Origin of the sequence: Halopolyspora algeriensis, assembly GCF_003337235.1 — a bacterium.
Lineage (GTDB): Bacteria > Actinomycetota > Actinomycetes > Mycobacteriales > Pseudonocardiaceae > Haloactinomyces > Haloactinomyces algeriensis.
The window spans coordinates 1-23253 of record NZ_QPJC01000006.1; the positions used below are offsets into that span (position 1 = coordinate 1).

A 23253-nucleotide genomic window follows, 5' to 3' on the forward strand; every position below is an offset into this window, starting at 1 on the left:
GGTGTTCAGGTCTTTCGTCACACATCGATCATGAACACCCTCCACCTATCCCCGTGCCCGGCCCCTTCACGCGACCTTCACGGAATCAACCATCTGAGCTGCGCGGAACTGCCGGCGGATGGGTCGACGACGAGGCGGACTGGAACGAAGCGCAGTCGCCCGACTGGCCCACGCTCCACCTCGCCTCGCGCCCGTTCCACGGTCGGCCCGAGAACGTCGACCTCGAACTGCAGCCGATGCCCGGGAACGTGTTGGCCATCATGGCCTACACCTCGGAGGCGGCGTTGCGTCAGGGGTGCGGGCCGCATCAGGCGGCGGCGCCGGTGCCGGCGGGGTTGCTCGGCGACGTCCGACGTCAGTGCGGAGCACACACGATCTGTCTGGACACACCGTTGCCGCAGCGCCTGCGGCACGGCGGAGAGGAGTGAGGCATGTCCGGCGATGAAGTTCATGTCGGACACGAGCAGCTGCGCCGGATGGCGTCTGCGTTGCGAAGCAGCACCGACGAACTGGACAGTGCCGCGAAGACTGCCCCCGACATGCCCGAGGTGAGCACCTCCGCCGAGAAGGTGAGCCACACGCTGGGGGAGCTCTCGCAGACTGCTGCCGGGTTGATCGCCACCATCGACGAAGTCGCCGGCAAGATCGATGCCAGCGACGGGAGCTACGGCGAGGTGGACAACCGCAACGCCGAGCAGCTGCGGAAAGAGTACTACGACGAGTACGCCGGTCGGCCGGACTGAGCGGGGAGCGGAGCATTGGCTGGGGAACTCGACACCGAAGTCCTGGACAAGCCCGGCACGTGTCGGCGCACGGCTGATTGGCTGGGCAAGCTCGCCGGCGGGATCACCGACGTGGCCGACACCGTGAGCCAGCAGCGCAGCGCCTCCGAGAGTTTCTGGCGGGGGACTGCGGCGGACGCGGCACGCGGCGAGCTCGGCAGACACGGCACGAACGCGGACGACTTGGAAGGCGCGATCAAGAAGGTCAAGTCGGCCTTGGAGATCTTCGCCGACGAGATCGACACCGTGAACCGGCGCATGGCCGACGCACGCGACACCGCCCGTGGCGCCGGTTTGGTGCTCAACGGCACGAAGATCCTGCCGCCGAAACCGAGCCCGACCGGATCTGCCGGCCGGCCCAACGGCCCGAGCGGGGTGGAGGAGCAGCAGCAGAAGGCCTTCGAGGAAGCCGGCGAAACGGTCGCGGACGCGCGGAGAAAGCAGGAGGAAGCGCACCGCACGCTCGAAGGCCAGTTGAAGGACCCGAACGAAACCTTCAACACGGTCAAGACCCACGTGATGCGAGCGGTGACCGGCGGCCTGACCGCGGTCAAGACCTCCAGTGATTCCGCGGCTGCGCTCTTCGAAAAGGCCGACGCCTTCGAACGCAACGCGAAGGAAATGGGCAGGCTGGCCAAGGCAGCCGATCACAGCAGTGACGCCGCCAAGACCAAGGTCGCCGCGATGCAGACCCGGGCCAAGGGCAAGGTCGCGAACGTGCACGGTGACAGGACCGGGCGGCTGGCCAACAAGGTCGGGCGAGGTGTCAGCAATTTCGTCGCCGCGGACGCGAGCAAGTACGTGAAGGGCGGTTCCAAACTCGCCGACGGTGCCAGTTCCGTGCTTCGCGGCGTGCCGTATGTCGGGACGATTGCGACGGTGGGCTCGGAAGTGACCGACTACGCGACCGGAACCGATTCGGCGGGAGAGGCCGCGATGGATGCCGGCGCCAGCCTCAGTGGAGCAGCGGTCGGGGGCGCGGCCGGTGCCGCGATCGGTTCGGCGATCTTCCCGGGTGTTGGCACCGTGATCGGGGGAGCTGTGGGCAGTATGGCCGGAGACTTCCTCGCGACCACAGCGGAGAACGTCCTGACGGGCGAGTAGAGGGGACGAGGGATGTCCGAGGACAGTGCTGTGGTGCCGGAGCAGCTGCCGCCGCGGCCGGATCGGTGGACGGGTGAGCCGCGGCCGCCGCGGGCGCCGGGGTTCTTCAAGGGGGACAAGCCGCCGAAGGATCAGGATCCGGAACGCGATCGCAGCCAGCGGCGCAAACCCACGCCGCCCGAGGGGCAGGGTCCGGTGCTGGAGTGGTACCGGCACAGCCAGCGCTACGCGATCGGCATGGGCGTCGCTGCCTCCGTGGTGATCGGGATTCTGATCGGTTTCCGCCAGGGGCTCGATTACAGCTGGCTGAGTATTCCGTGGATGTGGCTCTTCCTCGCCGTGGCGGGGTTGGGCATGTACGGCATCTTCCGCCAGGTCGATCCTGCGGTGGGGGCCGACTGGTTGAAGGTCGGCCGCACCTGGGTGCTGCTGTACGAGCTCACCGACATCAAGATCCGCCACCGCGGGATGTCGATGCACCTGGACCTCAAGGACAGCGGAGGGCGCAAGGTGCAGGTGAAAGTGGACGAGCTGCAGGAGGACCGCGACATGTGGGACCTCGTCTACAACGGCCTGCTGCACTCGGTCCTCGTCAATGACGCGAACACCAACACCGGAGTGCACTCGCGGCTGAAGGTGCCCGACCCGTTGGAGTAGGGGCCCGTTGTCGGCAACCGTGCTCAGGCGTGGGGGCGGCGAGCCCGATTCACCTCGCGTGCAACTGCCCACGCGTCCGCCACCGGACCCAAGTGCCCGAGCTTGTCGGGACTGCTCACCGAGCGGATCGTCTGGATCCGCCCGCCGAGCACGTCGATCGCCAACGTGCTGACCACCTTGCCGTCCCGATCGCGAAGGATCGCGCCAGGCCGGCCGTTCACCTCGCGTGGCTCCACTCTCGCGTCGATCTTGGCGAGCACCGGGAAGATCGACGTGAGCACGCGTGCCACGTTGTCGGCGCCGATCACGCCCTTGGTGAACGCAGGCGCCTTGCCTCCGCCATCCCCGACCATCCGGACGTCTGCAGCAAGCAGCTCCCTCAATCCGTCGACGTCGCCATCGCGGACCGCGTCGAAGAAGCGCGCCGCCAGTTCTTCGCGTTCCCGGCGGTCCGCCTCGAACCGAGGGCGCCCGTCATCCATGTGGCGCCGCGCCCGGGCCGCGAGCTGGCGGCAGGCCGCCTCGGATCTCCCGACGGCCGAGGCGACCTCGGGAAAGTCGAACCCGAACACGTCCCGCAACACGAACACCGCCCGTTCGAGCGGGCTGAGCCGCTCGAGCAGCAACAGCGCCGCCATCGACAGCGAGTCGGCCAACTCGGCCGACCGCGCCGGATCCTCATAGGGGTCGGTGAGTATCGGTTCGGGCAGCCACGGTCCGACGTAGGCTTCCCGCCGAACGCGTGCCGATCGCAGCACGTCGATCGAAATCCGCGTGACCACGGCCGAGAGAAACGCTTTGGTCGACGTGGGTTGTGCCGGGGAGGACTCGTAGCGCAGCCAGGTCTCCTGGACCGCGTCCTCCGCTTCAGCCACGCTGCCGAGGACCCGGTAGGCGATGGCGAACAGGAGCGGCCGCAGTTCCTCGAACTCCTCGTCCCGGGTCATGCGAGTTCTTTCTCGAAGCCCTGTCGCCACGAGGGGTGATGCGGTTCCCAGCCGAGCCCCCGCTTGGCCTTGGCGTTGGAGAAGCCACGCCCCTCGGTCATCATGCCCACCATCATCTCACCGGCCAGCAGCCGGGCCAGCCACGTTGGGACCCGCCGCGGTGGTTTGGCCCCGGCGCACTCCGCGAGATGGGGAAGCCACTCGCTGACCGGTGCCGGCTCGTCATCGACGATGTTGAACACGCCTTTCGCCTTCTGCTCCACCGCCAGGACGGTGGCGCTCGCCGCGTCGTCGACGTGCACCCACGAGAAATGGCCGGTTCCGCCCCCGACGAGCGGGAACATCCCTTTGCGCACGAACTTGACCTGATCGTCGTTGGCGCCTGCCCCGTAGAGCCCGCCGTAGCGCAGGACCGCGCCGCCGGCCCCGACGACCACGTCCTCGAGGTGGTTGATCGCCTTCGTCCCCGCCGCCACGGCTTCCAGCGGATCCTCCTCGGTCTTGACCCACCCGCCCTCGCGGATGCCATTGAAGATGGCGGCGCTCTGCGCGACGACGTGGGAGACACCGGTCGCCTCGGCAGCGGCCAGCAGATGGTCGGTCCCCTCGCTGCGGAGCCGGTTGGTGATGGCGAAGAAGCGGTCGGGCTTCCTCAGGTTGGGTTTGCCCGCGTGCGCGACGGAAAGAGCCGTCATCTGATTCACGATCGCGTCCGGCCGGGCCGCGGCCACCGCTTCACCCACCAGTACCGCATCCAGACCGTCCATCACGATGCCCTCGGCCCCGAGCTGCTCCAGCAGCCCCAACTTGCCCGCGCTCGTCGTCGTCGCGGTCACCTGGTGCCCACGGGCCACCAATTGCGGCACCAGACGCCGCCCGATGACCCCGGTCCCGCCTGCCACGAACACTCGCATGACGTCACGCTCCTCATCCGGTACTTGCTCTCACCACTGGGACGAGACAGCCCGGCAGCCCGTGACATGCGAAGGTCCGTACTGCACGGGTCCGTGACCGGCCACTCGGCACACTTCTGCCGAAGACGAGACCCTTGTCGCCGGATCGGGTGAGGCCGGAAAAGGACATGGCCGCTGCTGCGTTACTCGGCGTCGACGGATCCCGATTCAGTGTTCCCGGATCGGAGTAGTCCGGATGAGTCCCGGGCCGGTGTGTGCTGTGCTGGTGGTCCCTCGGAAGGAGTAGGACCGGATTGCGGAGATGGCCCGCGACCCGGTTCGCAAGGCGGCGCGGACGATTCGGCGCAGCCACTGGACGAGCGTGGGGGAACCGTCGGCGACGGGAACAAAAATGAGTGAACCGACCGGTATATCCGCTGAAGCTTCGGCTCGTTCGATCGGTGCCACTACCGTTGATGCCCGCGCGTTGGCACCCGACCTCGCACGTGGTTGCATGCTGCTGCTCATCGCGCTCGGAAACGCACATGTCTACCTCGTCGGAGACGAAATCGGTGTCCGGGGCTACCCGGTGGCCGAGGCGGTGCCCGACCGGATTGTCACGCTGCTGCAAATGGTTTTCGTGGACGGTCGTGCCTATCCCATGTTCGCGGCATTGTTCGGGTACGGCATCGTCCAGCTCGCTCGCAGGCAGGAAGGTGCGGGAATCGAGCCGAACACCGTTCGGAAACTGATCCGGCGCCGGGGATGGTGGCTCGTCCTGTTCGGGTTCGCGCACGCGCTGCTGCTGTTCTCCGGGGACATCATCGGCTCCTACGGGATACTCGCCGTCGGTTTGGCCGGGGTCTTCCTCCGGGCCCGTGACAGGATGCTGCTGTTGGCGGCCGGATTGTGGATGGTCCCGGTGGCCGTGTTCGGCGCGCTCCAAGGCCTGACCGTGCCGGAGACGTCACAGCCTTCGGTGTCGTCGATATCGACATCGAATCCGCTGGCCGCCGCTGTTCTCCGGCTGGAGGAGTGGGTGACGCTGACCTTCCAGCAGGTGCTGTTCAGCCTGGTACCCGCCCTGCTTTTCGGTGTGTGGGCGGCGCGCAGGCGTCTGCTCGACGAGCCCGAGCGGTATCGGTGGAGACTTCGGTATGCCGCGGCCGTGGGAATCGGATCGGCCGTGGCAGGGGGACTGCCGATGGCGCTGATGGCTTCCGCGGTGTGGCCGGAACCGGGATTCGTGGTCAGTACGATTGCCGGTCTGCTGCACTCCGTGGCCGGCTATGCGGGCGGCGTCGGTTACACCGCGATCGTGGGGCTTGTCGCGATCCGCCTCCGGCAACGGCGGCAGGGTCCGGTGAGCACGGCGCTGACGGCCTGTGGTCAGCGGTCGATGACGTGCTACCTCAGCCAGTCCGTTGTCTTCGTCGCGGTGCTCGCAGCCTACGGCGGCGGACTCGGGAACGACATCGGGATCGCCGCAACGGCGGTGCTGGCAGTGCTGACCTGGGTGCTGACCGTCGTCGCGGCCGAGGTCATGCGGCGGCGTCGTCGTCGTGGACCTGCCGAGGTCTTGTTGCGCCGCTTCACCTACGGAGCTACGGCCCCCCGGACATGACGCCGTGCCCACCGCGCCGGTGCCACCCACCGGGCATTCACGGGGGCATCACCAGGACACCGCGGTCGGTCGATGCCGATTCAGCGGGAAATCGCGGTGACGACACTGCCGGTCTGATTCTCGGACTGCTCCCGGGCGATGTCGGCTTGGGCAATCATTCCGATCAGGCGCTGATCCATGTCGATCACCGGCATTCTGCGTATCTGATTCCGGGACATCAGGGTCAGCGCTTCGTCCACGGGGACACCGGCACCCACACATACGGGATTCTGTTTGATGATGTCCGCTGCCCGTGTCCGTTCGGGATCGCTGCCCTCGGCGACACTGCCGACCACGATGTCGCGGTCGGTGAGGATACCGACGGGCCGCTGCTGTGCATCGCACATCGGCAGGGAGCCCACCCCCGCATCGCGCATCTTCGCCGCAACCGTGACCAGAGTGTCCTCGGCCTGGATGCATACCGGGTTCTGCGACATCAATTCACGTACGGTGGTCATCGCTGTTTCTCCTCCTGTGGGATCCAATCTGCGGATACCCGCCGTCGGCGAGAACACGCAGGCGGGTCGGAGATCCATCGGGGAGTAGGCGCGGTGTGACGAGGGCCATCGGACGCGTTGCGTCCCACGGACGCTCGTTTCCGAGAGTGCGAGAGAGGAGTATCTCGATGTCCGACAATCGCGCCGAAGCCACCCGGGAGCGCACCGTGGTGGTGGGGCTGGTGGCCGATCCCGGCCTGCCCGCGGAAATCGCGCAGCGGCTGTCCGAGGAACTGCCCGGGGTGCTGTCCCGGCGGGTCGACAACCGGGTCGAGTGGGAACTGCGTGCCACCACTGAAGGCATGGTCCTCGATGCCCACGGCCGGATACCGATCGTGGAGATGGCGCGCAGGAAGATGCCGGACGAGGGCTGGGATCTCATGATCTGCCTGACCGATCTGCCCCGGCGCAACGGTATCCGGCCGATCATCGCCGATGTCAGCTCCGTGCACGGGGCGGCGCTGGCCTCGCTACCGGCCATCGGGTGGGTGCGCAGGAAGGCGCACGTGCGAGAGACGCTCGTACATCTCATCGGCATCCTGGCCGGTGAGACCCTGCAACTGGATATCCACCACGCGCAGCGCGACAGTCACCACCACATCCGGCGCAGGCCGACCGAACGGGTCTCCTCGGTGCGGCAGGTTCCCGCGCCCGGAGAGCGAGGCGTCGACCTGTACCTGGCACTGACCGGGGCTCGGGGCCGGCTGCGACTGCTGTTCGGGATGGTGCGCGACAACCGGCCGTGGCGCCTCGTGCCCAGCCTGTCCAGGGCGTTCGCCGCGGCCGCGGCCACGGCCGCGTTCGGCATTTTCTACTCCAGCATCTGGCGGATGGCCGACGCTCTCTCCTCGGTACGACTGACCGTGATCAGTGCCTTCGCGATCGGGATCATGGTCACCTGGCTGATCGGCTACAACGGCCTGTGGGAGCGCCCGCGCAAGGCGGAAGGGCGGGACAAGGCCGTGCTTTACAATGCCGCGACCGTACTCACCCTCTTCTTCGGTGTGGCGGGCATGTACCTCTTGCTGTTCCTGGTCACCTTTCTGGCGGCCGTCGCCGTGATCTCCGCCGACTACCTGCACTTCCGGCTCGGGCACTCGGTCGGGATACACGACTACGCGAACCTGGTGTGGCTGGCCAGTTCGATGGGGATCGTCGCCGGTGCGCTGGGGTCCAGCCTGGAAACCGAGGAAGCCGTGCGCCAGGCGACCTACAGCAAACGGGAACGGGAGCGCCGCGACCGGCTCCGCGAGCGGGAGGAACAGGAACAGGGCCGGGATCAGGCAGCGAGCTCGGGATAGCACAGGCAGCGGAGGGCAGCGGTTCGCTGCGCAAACCGCCACCGGGAGTACCGGAGAAGTGCCTCGACGCGTCCGCGCCTGGCCGTGATACAGAAGTTCCGGAGGTGGGTGCCCCCTTCCCGGGCCCACACGAGTGGATGGTCCTGTGTTCGAGCTGTTGACGTCGCCGTGGCCGCTGGGCTGGAGCGTGGCCTTGTTCGTGGTGGCTGCTGCCGGTCCGTGCTCGCTGGTCAGCGAATTCTTGATCAGTATGTTCCGGCTGAACCAAAAGAATTTCCGTAGCAGACCCGGGTGGGACAGGCAAAATTTCTGTTGTGCTCGTCACGCTGCCCACCCTGTCGTGCCTGGTGGCGGGGCCATTGCGGCGGTGTTGGCCTGACGAGGGCCCGATGTTCTGTTAGTTTGGGGCAGCATGACCGGCGAAAAACCGAGCCATAACGGCGGCAAGCGGGATGGCGATAGCGGGTCAGCCGGGCGGGTGGAGATCGACACTCCGGTCGTCGCGGACGGTCCGGCGCTGTATCGAATCACTCGTGATTCGGGAGTGCTCGATGTGAACTCGTCCTATGTCTATTTGTTGTGGTGCCGCGACTTCGCGCAAACCTCCGTGGTGGCGCGGGCGGACGATGCGGTCGTGGGTTTCGTGACCGGCTTCATCAGGCCGGACGCGCCGGACACGATCGTGGTATGGCAGGTCGCCGTCGATGCTTCTCAGCGCGGTGGTGGCGTGGCGGGGGCACTTCTGAACCGGTTGGTGGATCGAGTGCTTCCGCGTGGTGTCCGCTATCTGGAAACGACGATCACGGCGGATAACGCCGCCTCGATCAAACTCTTCTCCGCACTGGCGCGCAGACGCGATGCGGAGCTTGTGGTCAGCGAGTTGTTCACTCCGGATCTGTTCCCGGACGCACACGAAGGCGAGGATCTGTATCGCATCGGCCCGTTTGCCGAGGTGGCTGCGCCGGTCTGACAGGTGGCGGCGTGCCTGCAGGTGAACGCCGCGAAAGTCTTCTACGTGGGAGAGACGTACATAGCCGGCGACTGCGACATCACGACAACGGTCGCCAGGCCGAACGGAGGATCGTGAACGACATTTTCGCCACCCTGGAATCCGAGGCCCGCAGTTACAGTCGGACCTGGCCTGCCACTTTCGACCGGGCCCTCGGCAGCTGGTTGTACGACGAGGACGGCAAGCCCTACCTCGACTTCTTCGCCGGGGCAGGGGCGCTGAATTATGGTCACAACAATCCGATACTGAAACGAAAGCTTCTCGAATACATCGAGCGGGACGGCGTGCACCACGGGCTGGATCAGGCCACGGTGGCCAAGCGCGAGTTCCTCGAGACCGTCGACGAGAAACTGCTCAAGCCGCGCGGGCTGGACTACAAGATCCAGTTCCCCGGGCCGACCGGTACGAATTCGGTGGAGTCCGCGCTGAAGCTGGCGCGCAAGATCACCGGTCGGGAGTCGATCATCAGCTTCACCAATGCCTTCCACGGCATGACACTGGGGTCGCTGTCGGTCACGGGGAACTCGATGAAGCGCGGCGGCGCGGGCATCCCGCTCGTGCACGCCACGCCGATGCCCTATGACAACTACTTCGACGGCCAGGTCGACGACTTCCTGTACTTCGAGCGGCTGCTGGAAGACAGCGGCAGTGGACTGAACGAGCCCGCCGCCGTGATCGTCGAGACCCTGCAGGGCGAGGGTGGGATCAACAACTCCCGTGCGGAGTGGCTGCGCAACCTGGCCGATCTGTGCAGGCGGCATGATCTCCTGCTCATCGTCGACGACGTGCAGATGGGCTGCGGCCGGACCGGTCCGTTCTTCAGTTTCGAAGAGGCAGGCATCGTCCCGGACATCGTCTGCCTGTCCAAGTCGATCGGCGCCTACGGCAGCCCGCTGGCGATCACGCTGATCAAATCCGAGCACGACGTGTGGGAGCCCGGCGAGCACAACGGCACCTTCCGGGGCAACAACCCCGCCTTCGTCACCGGTGCCGAGGCGCTGCGTCAGTACTGGAGCGACGACACGCTCGAGAAGTCGACCCTCGCCAAGGGACATCGTGTCGGCCAGGTGCTGGAGACCATCACCAGCAAGTACGACGGCACGATGGCCAAGGGCCGCGGGCTGGCCCGTGGGCTGGGCTTCGAGGCTCCGGAACTGGCGGGCAAGGTCTCCAAGGCCGCGTTCGACAGGGGGATGATCCTGGAGACGTCCGGGCCGGAGAGCGAGGTCGTCAAGATCATGCCGCCACTGACGCTGACCGATGACGAACTCGAGCAGGGACTGCAGATCCTCACCGACTCGGTGGAAGCTGCCATGGCCTGACTCCCGGCTCTCTCAGTGCCTGTCTTTGATTTGGTTCTTTCGCTCGGGTGATCAGCCTGAGCAGGGTGACCCGCTCCGGCGTATTCGATCGGAATGCCCGCAGGCGGGCATCAGCAAGGCAGCTGGCCACGTGGCGTAGGTGGCTACTCGATGTGGCCTGCAACGCCGCAAGGCGCCGCCTGAGACGGCGGTTCAGCAACCACCTGACCAAGCTCCAAGACGGGCTCTCAGTCCGCTCGGGGCCTGCATGGATCGCCCGCCTCGCAGGAGGCGGGCCGACCGTGCGGGTGCACCGAGTCCGATAATCCGGGTGACCGGAACTTCTGTATCGAAGGGGAAGAATTGCTCGTTCGTACGCTTGCCGATGTCGAGGACACCGACGCCGACATCAAGACCGAAGGGTGGCGCAGCAAGCGCATCATCCTGGCCAAGGAGAAGGCCGGTTTCTCGGTCCACGAAACCACGCTGTATGCCGGGACCGTGAACGACTTCTGGTACGCCAACCACATCGAAGCCGTGTTCGTCTTCGAGGGTGAGGGCGAGATCCTCGACAAGGCCACCGGCGAGACGCACGAACTCAAACCCGGTTCGCTGTACTTGCTGAACAATCACGACAAGCACCAGGTTCGGCCGAAGACCGACATGCGCACGGTGTGCGTGTTCAATCCACCGGTGACCGGCCGTGAGGTACACGACGAGAACGGCGTGTACCCGTTGGTCGTGGAGGACGACGACACGGTGTCTGCCGGCTGAATCGCTTGCGTGCCCGTGTGCAATCCCCAGCGGCGGGTAATCGGTAGTAGGGTCGGATTCACGACCCGGCCGGTTATCCGCCGTGGCGGGACGCGGCTGGTCTTCCCCCTGCTGGGGGATCACTCCCAACGAGGAACCGAGAAATGGCGACGGTGCGCAATACGCATCGGTCGCTCCGGCGGGAATTCGAGAAGGAGGCACGCACGATGACCATCGCCGATGCGAGCACGCGGGATCCCTACCCGACGCGAGGCACCGAATCCGTACTGATCGAGCGTGCGGACCCCACCGTGTGGCCGGGGGTGGACTCCGGCCCGGCGAGCCGCGAGGAGCTCGCAACCCACGAGGACAAGGGTTTTCACCTCATGGAGGGGCTGCTGACCCCGGCCGAGGTGCAGACGTACTGGGGCGAACTGGAACGCCTGACCCGGGACCCGGACGTGCGTGCCGACGAACGTACCGTGGTGGAGAAGAGTTCCGATGAGGTTCGCTCGATCTTCGATGTGCACAAGATCAGTGAGCCCATCGGTGAACTGATCCGGGATCCGCGTGTTCTCGATCGCGCCCGGCAGATTCTCGGCTCGGATGTCTACGTGCACCAGAGCCGGATCAACTACATGCCCGGATTCAAGGGCAACGGTTTCTATTGGCACTCCGACTTCGAGACCTGGCACGCGGAGGACGGGATGCCCGCGCCGCGCGCGGTGAGCATCTCGATCGCACTGACCGACAATTACTCGTTCAACGGCGGATTGATGGTCGTTCCGGGTTCGCATCGGACGTTCATCTCGTGTATCGGTGAAACTCCGCAGGACAACTACAAGTCCTCGTTGCAGGAGCAGGAAGTCGGCGTGCCGGGCCACGACGACATCACCAAGTTCGCCTACGCGAGCGGCATCGAGCAGTTCACCGGCCCGGCAGGGTCGGCACTGTGGTTCGATTCGAATTGCCTGCACGGTTCGGGAAACAACATCACTCCGTTCCCGCGCTCGAACATCTTCGTGGTGTTCAACAGCGTGCACAACACGCTGGTCGAGCCGTATGCGGCCGAAAAACCGCGCCCGGAATTCATCGCCTCCCGCGATTTCACTCCCGTGCGCCGGTGAGCCGACCCTTCCGGGTGGTCCGCCGCTTCGGCGGGCCGCCCGGGTCTTTTCGGTGGAATGACTGCGCGGATTAGGCTGACCGGCCGGTTGTTTGCGGTCGTCCGGCTGCTCAGGTTCCCCTCGGAGCGGTGATCCACTCGGTGGGTTGACCGGTCGCTTCGGCGATCAGGTCGAAATCCTCGTCATAGTGCAGCACGGCCGCACCGTGCTCTTCGGCGGTCGCCGCGATGACGAGGTCGGGAACCGGACGGCGGTGCTGACCGCGTTGAGCCAGGAGCGCCTGCACCTCGAGTGCCCGTTGCATGACCGCGTTGGTCACCGGTAACCATTCCAGGCCGTCGAGAGTGGCGCGCATGGCGGTGTGGTCGGCGGCGGACCGCGCCGAGTACAGGATCTCCAGCGCGATGATTTCGCACGTGGCCAGTTCTCCGACGCTGAGATGACGGTTGATGCGTGCGGCCACCTGCTCGTTCGTGCGCCGCTGCTCGAATGCCGATTTGTCCAGCAGGAACATCAACGCCAGGCACCGTCCAGCGCGTCGGGCTCCGCCAGGCTGTCGCTGATGAGGTCCAAGCCGGCCATCGCGTCGCGGCGTCGGCGAGTTGTCACAACCTGTTCCAGTGCGGCCCGGACGGTTTCGGCGGAACTGTCCGTTCCGAGTTCGTCGGCAGCTTGCCGCAACAGGTCGTCATCAACTCTGATTGTGGTTCGCATGCTCATGCCTCCACTAGATAGCATCAATACAAAGATAGTAGCGCATCATTCTCCAATGCCAACAGCATTGCTCTGAAGCGGCAGCGGCATCAATCGTATGGAGGATAGCCACACCCACCTGTCTTCGCGCTCCGAGATTCTTCGGCGGCCGCTGCTTCAGGGCAGACCGCTTCAGGGCAGGCCGTTTCAGGCCAGCGCGAGGTAGCGGCGTTCGCTGAACTTCTCGCCCGTGCAGGAGGCACCGAGGTCGTGTCCGACCCGTTCGATCACGTCGGCCAGTTCCAGCCGGTTCAGCCAGGGCCGGGGCAGTACGGCGGTGCCGTGCCGCGCACCGAGCAGCGATCCGGTGAGCGCGGCGGTCGAGTCGCTGTGGCCGGAATGGTTGGCGGCCAGCCGCAGTGCATCGGCGAACTGGGCGGGCTTGGGCAGGGCCAGTGCGCAGTACGCCCCGATGGCCACGGCCTCGGGGCCGATCCATCCCTGTCCGAGGCGTTCGATATGGCCGACACCGGCGCCGAGACGTGCCAGTGTGGAGGCTTCCGCGAGTGCCTCCGCGGTTTCGGCGTCCTCCCGCAACACTCTGCCCGCGGCCTGGTCGACCGCTTCGGGAAGCCTCCTGCCTTTGACCGCGAGCAAGTGCACCAGCAATGCCATCGCCCCCGCCGAGGCCCATCCGCCCGTGCCGCCATGGGTGAGTGCCCCGAACTGGCAGCCCAGGGTGTAGCTCATCTCCGCGGTCGGTGCGAACCCCACCGGTGCGCTGCGGTCGACGCCGCCGCATCCCTTGGAGCTGTTGCGTGGCCGTTCCGGCGTGCCGAGCTGTTCCTCCTGGAGAGCGCGCAGGCTCGTGAGGCCGGGCGAGCGATTGGCGTACAGCTCCGCCTCGGCGAGCAGGCCCGTCGCGCCGAGGCGGGGCTTGTCCTCCTGCTGCGTGGTCAGCCACCGGCGATAGGCGGCGGCGGTGGCTTCCACGGGGCGCCACGGGCCTCCACTGTTGCCGGTGGCCCATGCGTTGAGATAACCCTCGCCGGTGAACAGCGTCATCTGTGTCGAGTCCCCGAGCAGTGCTCGGGGTGGCGGTTCGGTGATCCCGGCATCGCCGTACTCGGCGCGGATGTCGGCATCCTGCCGGAATTCGACGGGTGAGCCGAGTGCGTCGCCGAGGGCGCCGCCGAGCAGGCAGCCCACAGCGCGATCAACCACTGTGGACGTCGTGGACACGAGGGCTCCTTCCACAGTGGTCCGGGCGGACGGTTGCGGCACGACTCTACTGGTCGTGTGCGTCCCGTGGCAGGTGTTGGGAGTAACCGGTGGTGACTCGCAGGGGTTTGTCCCGTCCGGCGGTGTAGGTCAAAATATGAAAAACACATCATATTTGGGGGAGTATGTCACCGCAGGACAGCGTGGCCGGCGCGCCGAGCACAGGGTTCGAGTTCCGTGTCCTCGGTCCGCTGGAAGTGCTGCACTGCGGTGTGTGCAGGCAACTGGGTCACTCCGGCATGCGCAGCGTGCTGGCTTGCCTGCTGTTCGAACCGAACCAAGCCGTGTCGATGGATCGGCTCATCGACACGTTGTGGGCCGAGACGCCACCGGCCACGGCGCGCACGATCATCCACGGCCACATCTCCAAGCTGCGCAAGCTGTTCACCGCGGCACCGGTCACCGAGGGTGAGGACGTACCCGCCATCATCACGCGGGCCCCCGGCTATCTGCTCACGGTCAGCAGCGATCGCATTGATGCGCACCGGGCCCGGGCGCTGATCGACCACGCGCGCGGTCTCGAACCGCCCGAGCGTTCCCGGGTGCTGTCCGAAGCGCTCGCCCTCTGGCGGGGCCCGGCCCTCGCCGATATCGCGTCGGACCGGCTGCGCCGGACGATCGCGGCGAACCTCGACGAGTTGCGCCTGTTCGCGCTGGAGGAGCGCATTGCCGCGGACCTGGAACTCGGATACCACCAGCACCTGGTGACCGAGCTTTCCGGCCTGGTCGACGAGTACCCACTGCGAGAGCGCCTGACCGGCCTGCTCATACTCGCCCACCACCGGTCCGGGCAGCGAGCGCAGGCACAGGCCCGGTACCACGCCCTGCGCGAGCGGCTGTCCGACGAGTTCGGTATCGATCCCGGCCCGGAACTGCGCTCCCTGTACGAGCGGATGCTCCGGGACGACGAGACACTGCTCGCCCACCACCGCGAATCGGTGACCACCACGTCGGCCGGTGATGGCGGCGCACATCAGGTCCCCGCGGAACTGCCGCCCGCGGTGGCCGGGTTCGTGGGACGGGAACGGGAGCTGGCGGCACTGGACCGGATACTGGCCGATCGGGAACAAGGCACGGCGAACCTGCTCACCGTGCTCACCGGACCTGCGGGGGTCGGCAAGAGCGCCCTCGCGGTGGTCTGGGCGCATCGCATCGCCCATACCTTTCCCGACGGCCGACTCCACGCCTCGTTGCGGGGATTCGACTCCGAGCGAGCTCCGCTGTCCCCCGGTGAGGTGCTGGCCGGTTTTTTGAAGGCCCTGGGAGTGGCTGCCGATGCGATCCCGGTGGATCTCGACGAGCGGGCTGCGTTGTACCGCTCGTTGCTGGCCGACCGGCGGGTGCTGGTGCTGCTCGACGATGCCAGGGATACCGACCAGGTCCGGCCGCTCCTGCCCGGCAGCCCGGGATCGCTGGTCGTGGTGACCAGTCGCCGCCGGCTCGACGGGCTCGTGGTGCGCAGTGGCGCGCGGATGCTGCCGCTGGAGACACTGCCCGCTTCCGCGGCCGTCGAGCTTCTCGACCGGGCGGGTGTGCCCGGCAGGTCGGCTTCCGAACCGGTCGCCGCGCGCCGGCTCGCCGATCTGTGCGGGGGGTTGCCCCTGGCCTTGCGCATCGCGGCCGCACGGCTGGCGGCCGGCCCGGGACGCAGCGTGGCCGAGCTGGTCTGCGAGCTCACCGACGAGCGGAACCGGCTGCACGGGTTGGACATCGACGATCCCGACACCAGCGTGCGGCGGGCGTTCGACCTTTCCTACCGCAACCTGCATCCCGCACACGCCACCATGTTCCGCCTGCTGGGGGTGATGCCCGGGCACACCTTCACCCCGCACACCGTGGCCGCGTTGTGCGGCACCGATCCCGATACGGCGCGGCACCGCCTGCGGGCGCTCGCGCTGGCGCATCTGGTGACCGAATCCGAGCCGGACCGCTTCGGTATGCACGATCTGCTGCGGCTGTACGCGCGGGAGCTGCTCGCCGCCTGCGCCGGGACGCAGGACGTCTCCGACGCGCACTGTGCCGAAACGGCTCTGCGCAGGCTGCTGCATCACTACCTGGTGGTCGCCGACCACGCACGTCGCTTCCTGCGTCCCGCCCGCGACGAGCTGGACTATTCCGGAGACGGCACCACGGTGCGCCCGTACATCACCGACCGTACCGAGGCACTGGAGTGGTTCGACGCGGAATGGCCGAACCTCGTGGCGGCGATCCGCGCCGCCCATGCCGAGGGGCTGCACGAGTACGCCTGGCCACTGGTGCGTCTGCAGTTCAACTACCTCATGGTGCGCTGCCCGTGGGAGGACTGGATCACGGTGTACAGCACCGGGATGGCCTCCGCGGGCAAGCTCGACGATCCGGCGGGCAAGGTGCTCATGTCCGCCGGCCTCGGTGTCGCGTACGCGCGGTCGGGCAATCCCGCGATGGCGCTGGAGCACTACACCTCCTCCCACGAGGGTGCGGTGGCCGCGGGCCGGCCGAGCTGGCTGGCCATGACCCAGGTCAACATGGGGAGCGCGCTGTTCCGGCTGGGCCGCTACGGCGAGGCACGGCGGCACTGCGAGGAAGCGCTGGAGACCTACCGCGAACTCGGTGACCGCTATCGCGAAGCCGGTGCCCTGAACAACCTCGCTCAGGTGGAGCAGGTCAGCGGGGAACGGGAGGCCGCCCTGGCCCACCTGCGCGAGGCCGAAGCGATGTATCGGGAGGCCGACGACCTGGAAGTCCTCGCGATGGTGCTGAACAACTGCGGGGAGGTCAGTACCGAATTGGGCCGCGTGGCCGAGGCCGAGCGCTACCATCACGAGGCACTGGAGGTCGCGCAGCGGTGCGGCTCGGCGATGCGGCAGGCCGCCGCCAATCTCGGTCTGGGGGACGCGGCCGCGCTGCGCGAGGACCGTGCGGTGGCCCGAACGCGCTGGGAGACCGCGCTGGCGATTTTCCGGGCGGGTGGTTCCCCGCGTGCGGAGGATGCGCGCACCCGGCTGAACGCGTTGCCCCACGGGCACCGCGCCGGTTTGCCGCCCGGGGCAGAGGGCTGCACGGCAGGGTCCGGCCACAGCGCTTAGCCATCGTTTAGCCGGCACTTAGCCGACTCTGCAATCTTGTGTGATGTGCGGGCCGGTGGTGCTACCCGGCGGGCCGGCTTTGCACAGGGCGGCTCTGGGGGTTCGAGGGGTCGCCCGTTGTCCCGACCGGGGGTGCGCCGGAAGGCGGGTCGGGACGCTCGTCGCGGGGGTCAGGTATCCGGGAGGGTGCTCCCTCCCGGACGGACGTGGGGGTGAGTGCGGCTCGCCGGAGGCACACCGGTGAGCCGCACTCGTTCCGTGCTCGGACATGCGGGAACGCGCCACCGAACCGGCGCAGGACGCCTCTACAGGCGCTGCAGTTCCGGGCGCTTGGGACTCCGCCCGTCACCGGAGGAGCGGCCGCGCAGGCGCCGACCGATCCACGGTGCGAGATGCTCGCGCACCCATCGGAGGTCCTCGGTGAGCTGGACGTGCCACGGGCGTTCGGGCTGGGGTGGCCAGGAACGACGCCAGTCCTCGTCGACCTCGAGGCCCAGTGTCTCGGCGGCGCGCAGAGCGACGCGGCGGTGCCCCTCCGGGGACAGGTGCAGGCGGTCGGTGCTCCAGGCGCGCGGATCCTGCAACACGCGCATCGACCAGAGATCGATGACCCGGCACTCGTGCCGCTCGGCGATCGCCCACAGGTGGGAGTTGTACGTACCGACCCTGCCCCGCACGTGTCGCATCACCGGCACCTGTCTGGTGTCGAACCCCGTGCCTATCAGTACCTGCGCACCGTGAGCGCGCAGCTCGGCCACGGCCGCATCGAAGCGCTCGGCGAGCAGATCGGGATCATTGCCCGGCCGGAGGATGTCGTTTCCTCCCGCGACCAGCGATACCAGTGACGGTCGGAGCGCCAGCGCCGCCGGGAGCTGATCGCCGATGACCTGATCGAGCAGTTTGCCTCGGACGGCGAGATTGGCGTAATGCAGCTCCGGGTCGTTCGCAGCCAGGATCTCCGCGAGACGGTCCGCCCATCCCCGGTAGCTCGCATTGTCGGCAGCGGGATCGTTCAGGCCTTCGGTGAAGCTGTCCCCGATGGCGACATAGCTGTTCGCGCGGTGCGCGGTCACGCTGCTGCCGGAGTCGTGCGCCCGTTCCCGTCCTCGCCCCATCGATCTTCCTTCCGTCTGCAGATGCTCGTCGGTACGGCTCCCGGCATTCCGGGGAGGCCGTGCGGAGGCCGTGCCTTCCCACCCGCTGTGGCCGACGATCACCACAGTGGCGGGTCGCGTCCTCCCTACGCCAGCGTCGGTACGGGGATGCGTGATTAACGGCACGTCGAAGTCTAGATATTCCTCCGTGCGGAGCCGCGGCGGTTTTGTGAAAACGCCGATACGGGGAAACGGCGACTGCTACCGTCCGGCGACACGTAACGAAACAGCGAGGGGACTCATCGTGTCGGAATCGATGTGCGGTCGTAGCGGCAGATGTGTCCCCGCCGGTGCCGGAGTCGAAAAGCGGCATGTTCGCGTGTGCAGGATCTGGTGTGTCCGCCGGTAGTGGGGATGAACTGGGGGAGTCGTGACGTCACCACGGGAGTCGGTCCCGGAATCGGCAAGGCCCGATCGCCACCCTCCCGCGGACCGACCTGCCGATCCGGGTGGGCGGCGCCGTGCGGAGGAGTCCCGCGGCATGCTTCGTGCCGGGCCCGCCGCGCCACCACCGGGACCACCTGCCGAGCCGCCCGGCGTACCGGGGGCCGGGCAGGCGGCAGTACCGCCCCGCCCGGGGCCGCCTCGTTTCGTCCTTCGGGCGGAGTTCGCCGCCCTCGCGGCGGAAGTGGATCCCCTTGCCTTGTGGAGGCGTATCGACCGAATCCGGGATCGATTCGTTCACGAACAGCGGCAGAAGCACTCACTCCGCCCGCAGGCGGATACGCACCGCCCGGAGTCCACGGCTGCGCCGGGGCGCGCCCCGGCCGGGCCGGTCCCGGTGCTGTCGGGTGAGCTCGGTGTGCACGGAGATCTCCGGGTTTCCGCGGGCTCGGGGGAATCCACTGCGGGCGAGCCCACCGGCCCGAGAGCTCCCGCGCCGCCGCCTGCGCAGCAATCGCCTGCGCAGCAGCCGAGCTCCCCGGTCGCCGACCGACCGCCGAAGTACCAACCGCGGCCCGACGGCGGTTTCGGCCCGATGGGCTCCGGCGTGTGGGCAGGGTCCACGAGCGGGCCGAGCCACTCGTCCAGAGACGCGGGGAGCCGCGTGCCGCACGGATCCGGCGGTGCCCCCTACGGGGCCGAGGGACGTGGTGACGGCACCGGACTGCGCAGCCGGCCACGATCCCGCACGGGCGAGGCCGAAGCCGGTGCGGTGCCGCAGTTTCTCGTCGAGGCCGACGACATCTTCGGTCCCGAGGACGGTGGTGGCAGGCTGGTCGCCCCACCGGTCATCGGTGAGGCCCCTTCGACCTACCGGGATTTCTAGATGGTCGGCGCGATCACCTTGTCCATCCCTGCGGTGGACGTGCTCGGCGAGCGGCTCAACCTCGACGTCCGGCAGTACCCGTTCGAGATTCCCCGGTTCGGTGGGACTCCGGCGGAGCGCTCCGGGATCGAGCAGCAGGTCGGCGACGAACTCGAAGCGGCGGGACTGGGCCGGGCAGGTCGGCCCGAGCCGGAGGTCGCCGACGCCCTGTACCTCCTGTCGAGCTCGGAGATCTCCGTCGCGGCGGTCGGATTGCTCGACGTTCGCACCGGACAGTGGCTGGCCGCTCGTGTGGTGGCGACCGGAGAGGTGGGTGTCCTCGGCATCATCACCGGTCGGGGTCTGCGGATGGAGTTCCTGCCCCCCGAGAACCTCCCCGAGACCTGCGCCGGCCTGCTCCCGCAGGCCCCTCCGGGAGCCGGAGAGGCCGTGTCGGTCACGATGTCCTCGAGCGCGGGAGAGCACGGACGCAGCGATCCGCGGATAGCGGAATCGGGCGGCATGCGCGCCGTGGAAGCGATCACCGGGCTGGCCCGGTATCGCATCGGTCACTACGTCGTCACCGGCACCGACCGCAGGGGGCGGAGTACGCGGTTGCCCGCCCTCGCCTGGTTCGACACCGAGCACGGTCGCTACACGATGCTCGGAGATCGCTCCGCTGCGGGCGAGGAGGTACTCACCTGCACGCCGGTGGACAGGCAGCGATTGCTGAGCCAACTCACCGGACTGCGCGATCGAGCCCACCGCCGGTAGCCGGCATGGTTGCGCGCAACACCGGTGGGTGCGTGGTTCGCGGCCGGTAAGGCAGGCTGAACCGTGTGATGCAGGACCGGCGGACCGAGACGATCTCCGACAGCGAACCCGACAGGGACTCGCTGATGCGCCTGCTCGGAGGGCGGACCAGCGCGCTCGATGCCAGCGCGCCGCCGGTGGCGTTCGGGCTCGGATGGCTGCTCTCCGGGGAGTCGATCGCGACCGGCGGGACGGTGGCCGTCATCGTCGGCGCTCTGATCGGGTTGTGGCGGCTGTTCCGGGGCGCGCGCCCGCTGGCGGTGCTCGTGAGCCTGCTCGGAGTGATGCTCGGCGCGGTGGTCGCCTTGCGTACCGGCTACGCGGCCGACTTCTTCCTCATCCGGTTGGGGACCAATGCTGCGAGTGCACTGGCCTGGATGATCAGCATCGCGGTGCGCTGGCCGTTGCTCGGCGTGGTCGTCGGTACGCTGCTCGGTCAGCGCACGCACTGGCGCCGGGACCCGGCACTGCTGCGCGCCCACAGCCGGGCCAGTTGGGTATGGGTGGGCCAGTATGTCGTGCGGTTGATCGTGTTTCTCCCGCTGTGGTCGATCAACGCCGTGGTCGCACTCAGTGCCGCCCAGGTCGTGCTGACCTGGCCGCTGGTGGCGGCATGTGTGGCCCTGAGCTGGTGGGTGTTGCGTTCGGTACTGCCCGACGACCATCCCGGCCTGCGGCACCCCCGGGTGGAATGAGCGACGGTGCCGCCCGGCCACCGTGGCCGGGTCGTCTTCTCGCACGCTTGCGCACGTCACCGGGCAGGGTCGTGGCGGTGAGGAGTTCCGAAGAACCGGGCGTGCAGTTCCTCGGGGGAGTGGCGGGCACCGGCCACCTCGAGCGCCGCCAGCCATGCCGCTCCCACCGCACCACTTCCGGCCGTGTACGGCGTTCCCAGCCCCCTGTGGCCGAGTTCGGTCTCGAGCGCCGCCCGGACCGGGTTGCCCGCGGCGATCAGGCTTCCCGCGAGCACGATCGGTGCCGTGTCGTCGTCGGTCCGGGTCGCGCGCACCGTGTCGGCCAGCAGGGACGCCGCCCGGTGCACGATGCCGGCCGCGGCCACACTGCCGGAGTGCGCGGATGCGGTCACGAGCGGAGCGATCTCGGCCAGCCGGACCGGTGCCGCGGCATTGACCGCCGTGATCAGCCGCCTGCGCTCCTCGGCAGGCGGGTCGCAGGGTGAGCCCGCTGTGCCCAGCAACTCGCTGCGCACCGACTCCACCAGCGGATCGAGCCGCCGGTGCCGCCGCCCCGGGACGTGCTCCTGCAGGGCGTGTCCGTCCAGGGCACGCAGGGTCTCCCGCACCGCCTCGCGGCCGAGCCAGAACGCCGACCCTTCGTCACCGAGCAGCCATCCGTAGCCGCCCGAGGTGGCCGCGAGCCGGTGTGCGGTGATCCTGGCGGCGATCGCACCGGTCCCGGCGATGAGTACCGTGCCGTCGGGCTGCGGCGTTCCGGCGGCGAAGGCGACTTCGCAGTCGCTGACCTCCCGTATCGGGCACTCGAGACCGAGTCCGGACCAGGCCCGTCCGAACAGCTCGGCCACGGTCGGATCGGCCATCGTGCTGACTCCGGCCATGCCGATCACCCCGTATCGCACGCGTTCCGGCGGCACCTCGGACAGGGCGGATCGGGCGGCCCGGGTGATCCGCTCCGCGGCCTGCTCGGGTGGGTGCGAGTTCGGGTTGCCGCCGCCGGCGTGCCCGGTGGCGATCGGCTTGCCGGACAGGTCGCCGAGCCAGGCCCGGCTCGACGTGCCGCCTGCGTCGAGGCCGAGGACCAGGGGCGCCCGATCGAGGTTCTCGCGATTCATCGAACTCCCATCGGCATCGGTCCCGGCTGTGCCGTCACCCCCTACCGAAAGCACTCCTAACGGGTGCGGGTGACCTTGTGCAACCCTCGCGGGCTGTCGGGATCGACGTCGCGCGCGAGGGCGAGCCCGAGCGCGAGCCGCTGGACGGGCAGCACTTCCAGGACGGGTGCGAGCTCTTCGGCACAGGAGGCCACCCCGATGCGGTGTGCGGCGCGGACCTCGGAAGCCGCCGATCCGATCACGCAGATGTCGGCCCCGTGCTCGTGCACCGTGTCGAGCACGGGGCGCATGGCCTCCCCGCCCCTGCCGGAGCTGCACAGTGCGAGCACGGCCGTCTCGGTGTCGACGGCCGCGACGGGGCCGTGCAGCAGGTCGGCCCCGCTGTAGGCGCGGGCCGAGAGATAACTCGTCTCGGCGAGCTTGAGAGCCGCCTCGGCGGCGGTGGCCGAGGAGTAGCCACGTCCGGTGGTGATCATCCCGTTGGCGAAGCGGTAGCGCTGGACTGCTTCGTCCACCGCCCCGTCGGAGGTGTCCAGTGCCGTCTGCGCCAGTTCGGGGATCGTCCCGGCCTGTTCCCCACTGCCGCCGCGCACGGCATCGATCAGCAGGTACAGGGCGAGCAGCGTCGCGCTGTAGCTTTTGGTGGCCGCCACCGCCTGCTCGGGGCCCGCGTGGATATCCACCGACATTTCGGCGGCCTCGTTCAGAGCGGATCCGGGGTTGTTGGTGATCGCCACGGTCGTCGCACCGTGCCTGCGCCCGCTTTCGGTCACCTCGAGCAGGTCGGGGGAGCCCCCGCTCTGGCTCACCGAGAGCAGCAGCACATCGGTCAGGTCCGGGCGTGCCCCGTACAGCGTCGCCGTCGACGGGGAGACCAGCCCGGCCGGGAGCTCCAGCAGTATCTCGATGAGGTACTTGGCGTAGACAGCGGCGTGGTCGCTGGATCCCCGGGCGGCCAGCAGCACGAAGCGCGGGCGGCGCTCGGCGATCCGGGCGGCCACCTCGCCGATCGCCCGACGCCGGCCGAGCAGTTCGGCGAACACCTGTGGCTGCTCGGCGATCTCGGCGGTCATGTGGCTGCCGGGTGGGTTCCCGGTCCGGTCGGCGGCTTCGTTCATGGTGTTCACCCGTCGTTGCCGAACTGTCGTTGCCCG

23 protein-coding genes are annotated in these 23253 nt (G+C 68.1%); 14 read left to right on the forward strand and 9 right to left on the reverse strand.

Translation table 11 applies throughout. From position 1 onward, the window contains the following. The 4 genes from DFQ14_RS22120 to DFQ14_RS10860 form a co-directional block, all read left to right on the forward strand. Window positions 1-428 (forward strand): SAV_915 family protein (locus DFQ14_RS22120; protein ID WP_218956401.1); only part of this gene is annotated, 428 nt, incomplete at its 5' end. Window positions 429-431: 3 nt separating this feature from the next. Then, a complete protein-coding gene (locus DFQ14_RS10850; RefSeq protein WP_114453129.1) occupies window positions 432-743 on the forward strand; it encodes a hypothetical protein in 312 nt (103 codons plus the stop codon). Window positions 744-758: 15 nt separating this feature from the next. Further along, window positions 759-1886, forward strand: coding sequence for a hypothetical protein (locus DFQ14_RS10855; protein ID WP_114453130.1), 1128 nt, complete (start codon window positions 759-761; stop codon window positions 1884-1886). A 12-nt stretch (window positions 1887-1898) separates the two neighbouring features. Further along, window positions 1899-2543 carry an AtpZ/AtpI family protein gene (locus DFQ14_RS10860; protein WP_246195857.1) on the forward strand — a complete coding sequence of 215 codons (645 nt, stop codon included), beginning with the start codon at window positions 1899-1901 and terminating at the stop codon, window positions 2541-2543. A gap of 23 nt (window positions 2544-2566) precedes the next feature. On the opposite strand, the gene DFQ14_RS10865 is transcribed toward DFQ14_RS10860, so the two are convergent. Then, on the reverse strand, window positions 2567-3490 hold the full coding sequence (locus DFQ14_RS10865) for an RNA polymerase sigma-70 factor (protein WP_114453131.1): 924 nt from the start codon (window positions 3488-3490) through the stop codon (window positions 2567-2569). Then, window positions 3487-4404: an NAD-dependent epimerase/dehydratase family protein gene (locus tag DFQ14_RS10870; protein ID WP_114453132.1), complete on the reverse strand. Its 918-nt coding sequence runs from the start codon at window positions 4402-4404 to the stop codon at window positions 3487-3489. The genes DFQ14_RS10865 and DFQ14_RS10870 overlap by 4 nt, the downstream gene beginning before the upstream one ends. A gap of 493 nt (window positions 4405-4897) precedes the next feature. Between DFQ14_RS10870 and DFQ14_RS10875 the strand changes: the two genes are divergently transcribed. Then, entirely contained in the window at window positions 4898-6007 is a 1110-nt protein-coding gene (locus tag DFQ14_RS10875) for a DUF418 domain-containing protein (RefSeq protein WP_246195858.1), read from the forward strand. An 80-nt stretch (window positions 6008-6087) separates the two neighbouring features. Here the strand turns inward: DFQ14_RS10875 and DFQ14_RS10880 are convergent, their stop codons facing one another. Beyond that, window positions 6088-6504 carry a CBS domain-containing protein gene (locus tag DFQ14_RS10880; protein ID WP_114453134.1) on the reverse strand — a complete coding sequence of 139 codons (417 nt, stop codon included), beginning with the start codon at window positions 6502-6504 and terminating at the stop codon, window positions 6088-6090. A 167-nt stretch (window positions 6505-6671) separates the two neighbouring features. Here DFQ14_RS10880 and DFQ14_RS10885 point away from each other — a divergent pair, with 167 nt between their 5' ends. From DFQ14_RS10885 to thpD, 5 genes are all read left to right on the forward strand, one after another. After that, the gene (locus DFQ14_RS10885) at window positions 6672-7844 is read left to right on the forward strand and encodes a DUF2267 domain-containing protein (protein WP_114453135.1); all 1173 of its coding nucleotides are present in this window, start codon (window positions 6672-6674) and stop codon (window positions 7842-7844) included. A gap of 412 nt (window positions 7845-8256) precedes the next feature. After that, the gene (gene ectA / locus DFQ14_RS10890; RefSeq protein ID WP_114453136.1) at window positions 8257-8814 is read left to right on the forward strand and encodes a diaminobutyrate acetyltransferase; all 558 of its coding nucleotides are present in this window, start codon (window positions 8257-8259) and stop codon (window positions 8812-8814) included. Window positions 8815-8927: 113 nt separating this feature from the next. Continuing rightward, window positions 8928-10175 (forward strand): diaminobutyrate--2-oxoglutarate transaminase, encoded by a 1248-nt coding sequence (gene ectB, locus DFQ14_RS10895; protein ID WP_114453137.1) that lies wholly within the window; start codon window positions 8928-8930, stop codon window positions 10173-10175. 342 nt (window positions 10176-10517) lie between these two features. Continuing rightward, the gene (locus DFQ14_RS10900; RefSeq protein WP_114453138.1) at window positions 10518-10928 is read left to right on the forward strand and encodes an ectoine synthase; all 411 of its coding nucleotides are present in this window, start codon (window positions 10518-10520) and stop codon (window positions 10926-10928) included. A 206-nt stretch (window positions 10929-11134) separates the two neighbouring features. After that, on the forward strand, window positions 11135-12034 hold the full coding sequence (gene thpD / locus DFQ14_RS10905; protein ID WP_114453292.1) for an ectoine hydroxylase: 900 nt from the start codon (window positions 11135-11137) through the stop codon (window positions 12032-12034). Window positions 12035-12143: 109 nt separating this feature from the next. On the opposite strand, the gene DFQ14_RS10910 is transcribed toward thpD, so the two are convergent. From DFQ14_RS10910 to DFQ14_RS10920, 3 genes are all read right to left on the reverse strand, one after another. Then, entirely contained in the window at window positions 12144-12548 is a 405-nt protein-coding gene (locus DFQ14_RS10910) for a PIN domain nuclease (protein WP_114453139.1), read from the reverse strand. Beyond that, window positions 12548-12748: a type II toxin-antitoxin system VapB family antitoxin gene (locus tag DFQ14_RS10915; protein WP_114453140.1), complete on the reverse strand. Its 201-nt coding sequence runs from the start codon at window positions 12746-12748 to the stop codon at window positions 12548-12550. The genes DFQ14_RS10910 and DFQ14_RS10915 overlap by 1 nt, the downstream gene beginning before the upstream one ends. 186 nt (window positions 12749-12934) lie before the next feature. Then, window positions 12935-13969, reverse strand: coding sequence for an ADP-ribosylglycohydrolase family protein (locus tag DFQ14_RS10920; protein WP_114453141.1), 1035 nt, complete (start codon window positions 13967-13969; stop codon window positions 12935-12937). Window positions 13970-14133: 164 nt separating this feature from the next. On the opposite strand from DFQ14_RS10920, the gene DFQ14_RS10925 reads away from it, so the two are divergent. Further along, window positions 14134-17073: an AfsR/SARP family transcriptional regulator gene (locus DFQ14_RS10925; RefSeq protein WP_114453142.1), complete on the forward strand. Its 2940-nt coding sequence runs from the start codon at window positions 14134-14136 to the stop codon at window positions 17071-17073. Between the two features lie 305 nt (window positions 17074-17378). Here the strand turns inward: DFQ14_RS10925 and DFQ14_RS10930 are convergent, their stop codons facing one another. Next, complete coding sequence (locus tag DFQ14_RS10930; RefSeq protein ID WP_114453293.1) at window positions 17379-18188, reverse strand: SGNH/GDSL hydrolase family protein; 810 nt, start codon at window positions 18186-18188, stop codon at window positions 17379-17381. A gap of 1087 nt (window positions 18189-19275) precedes the next feature. Between DFQ14_RS10930 and DFQ14_RS10935 the strand changes: the two genes are divergently transcribed. From DFQ14_RS10935 to DFQ14_RS10945, 3 genes are all read left to right on the forward strand, one after another. Beyond that, window positions 19276-19497 (forward strand): hypothetical protein, encoded by a 222-nt coding sequence (locus DFQ14_RS10935; RefSeq protein WP_114453143.1) that lies wholly within the window; start codon window positions 19276-19278, stop codon window positions 19495-19497. Continuing rightward, window positions 19498-20250: an ESX secretion-associated protein EspG gene (locus DFQ14_RS10940; RefSeq protein WP_114453144.1), complete on the forward strand. Its 753-nt coding sequence runs from the start codon at window positions 19498-19500 to the stop codon at window positions 20248-20250. It begins immediately after the preceding gene. Between the two features lie 68 nt (window positions 20251-20318). Continuing rightward, window positions 20319-20984, forward strand: a complete 666-nt coding sequence (locus DFQ14_RS10945) for a DUF3159 domain-containing protein (protein ID WP_246195863.1) — start codon at window positions 20319-20321, stop codon at window positions 20982-20984. A gap of 56 nt (window positions 20985-21040) precedes the next feature. On the opposite strand, the gene DFQ14_RS10950 is transcribed toward DFQ14_RS10945, so the two are convergent. Together DFQ14_RS10950 and DFQ14_RS10955 are read right to left on the reverse strand one after the other, a co-directional pair. After that, window positions 21041-22099, reverse strand: coding sequence for an N-acetylglucosamine kinase (locus DFQ14_RS10950; protein ID WP_114453145.1), 1059 nt, complete (start codon window positions 22097-22099; stop codon window positions 21041-21043). Between the two features lie 56 nt (window positions 22100-22155). Further along, complete coding sequence (locus DFQ14_RS10955; RefSeq protein ID WP_114453295.1) at window positions 22156-23217, reverse strand: SIS domain-containing protein; 1062 nt, start codon at window positions 23215-23217, stop codon at window positions 22156-22158. Window positions 23218-23253: the final 36 nt, after the last annotated feature.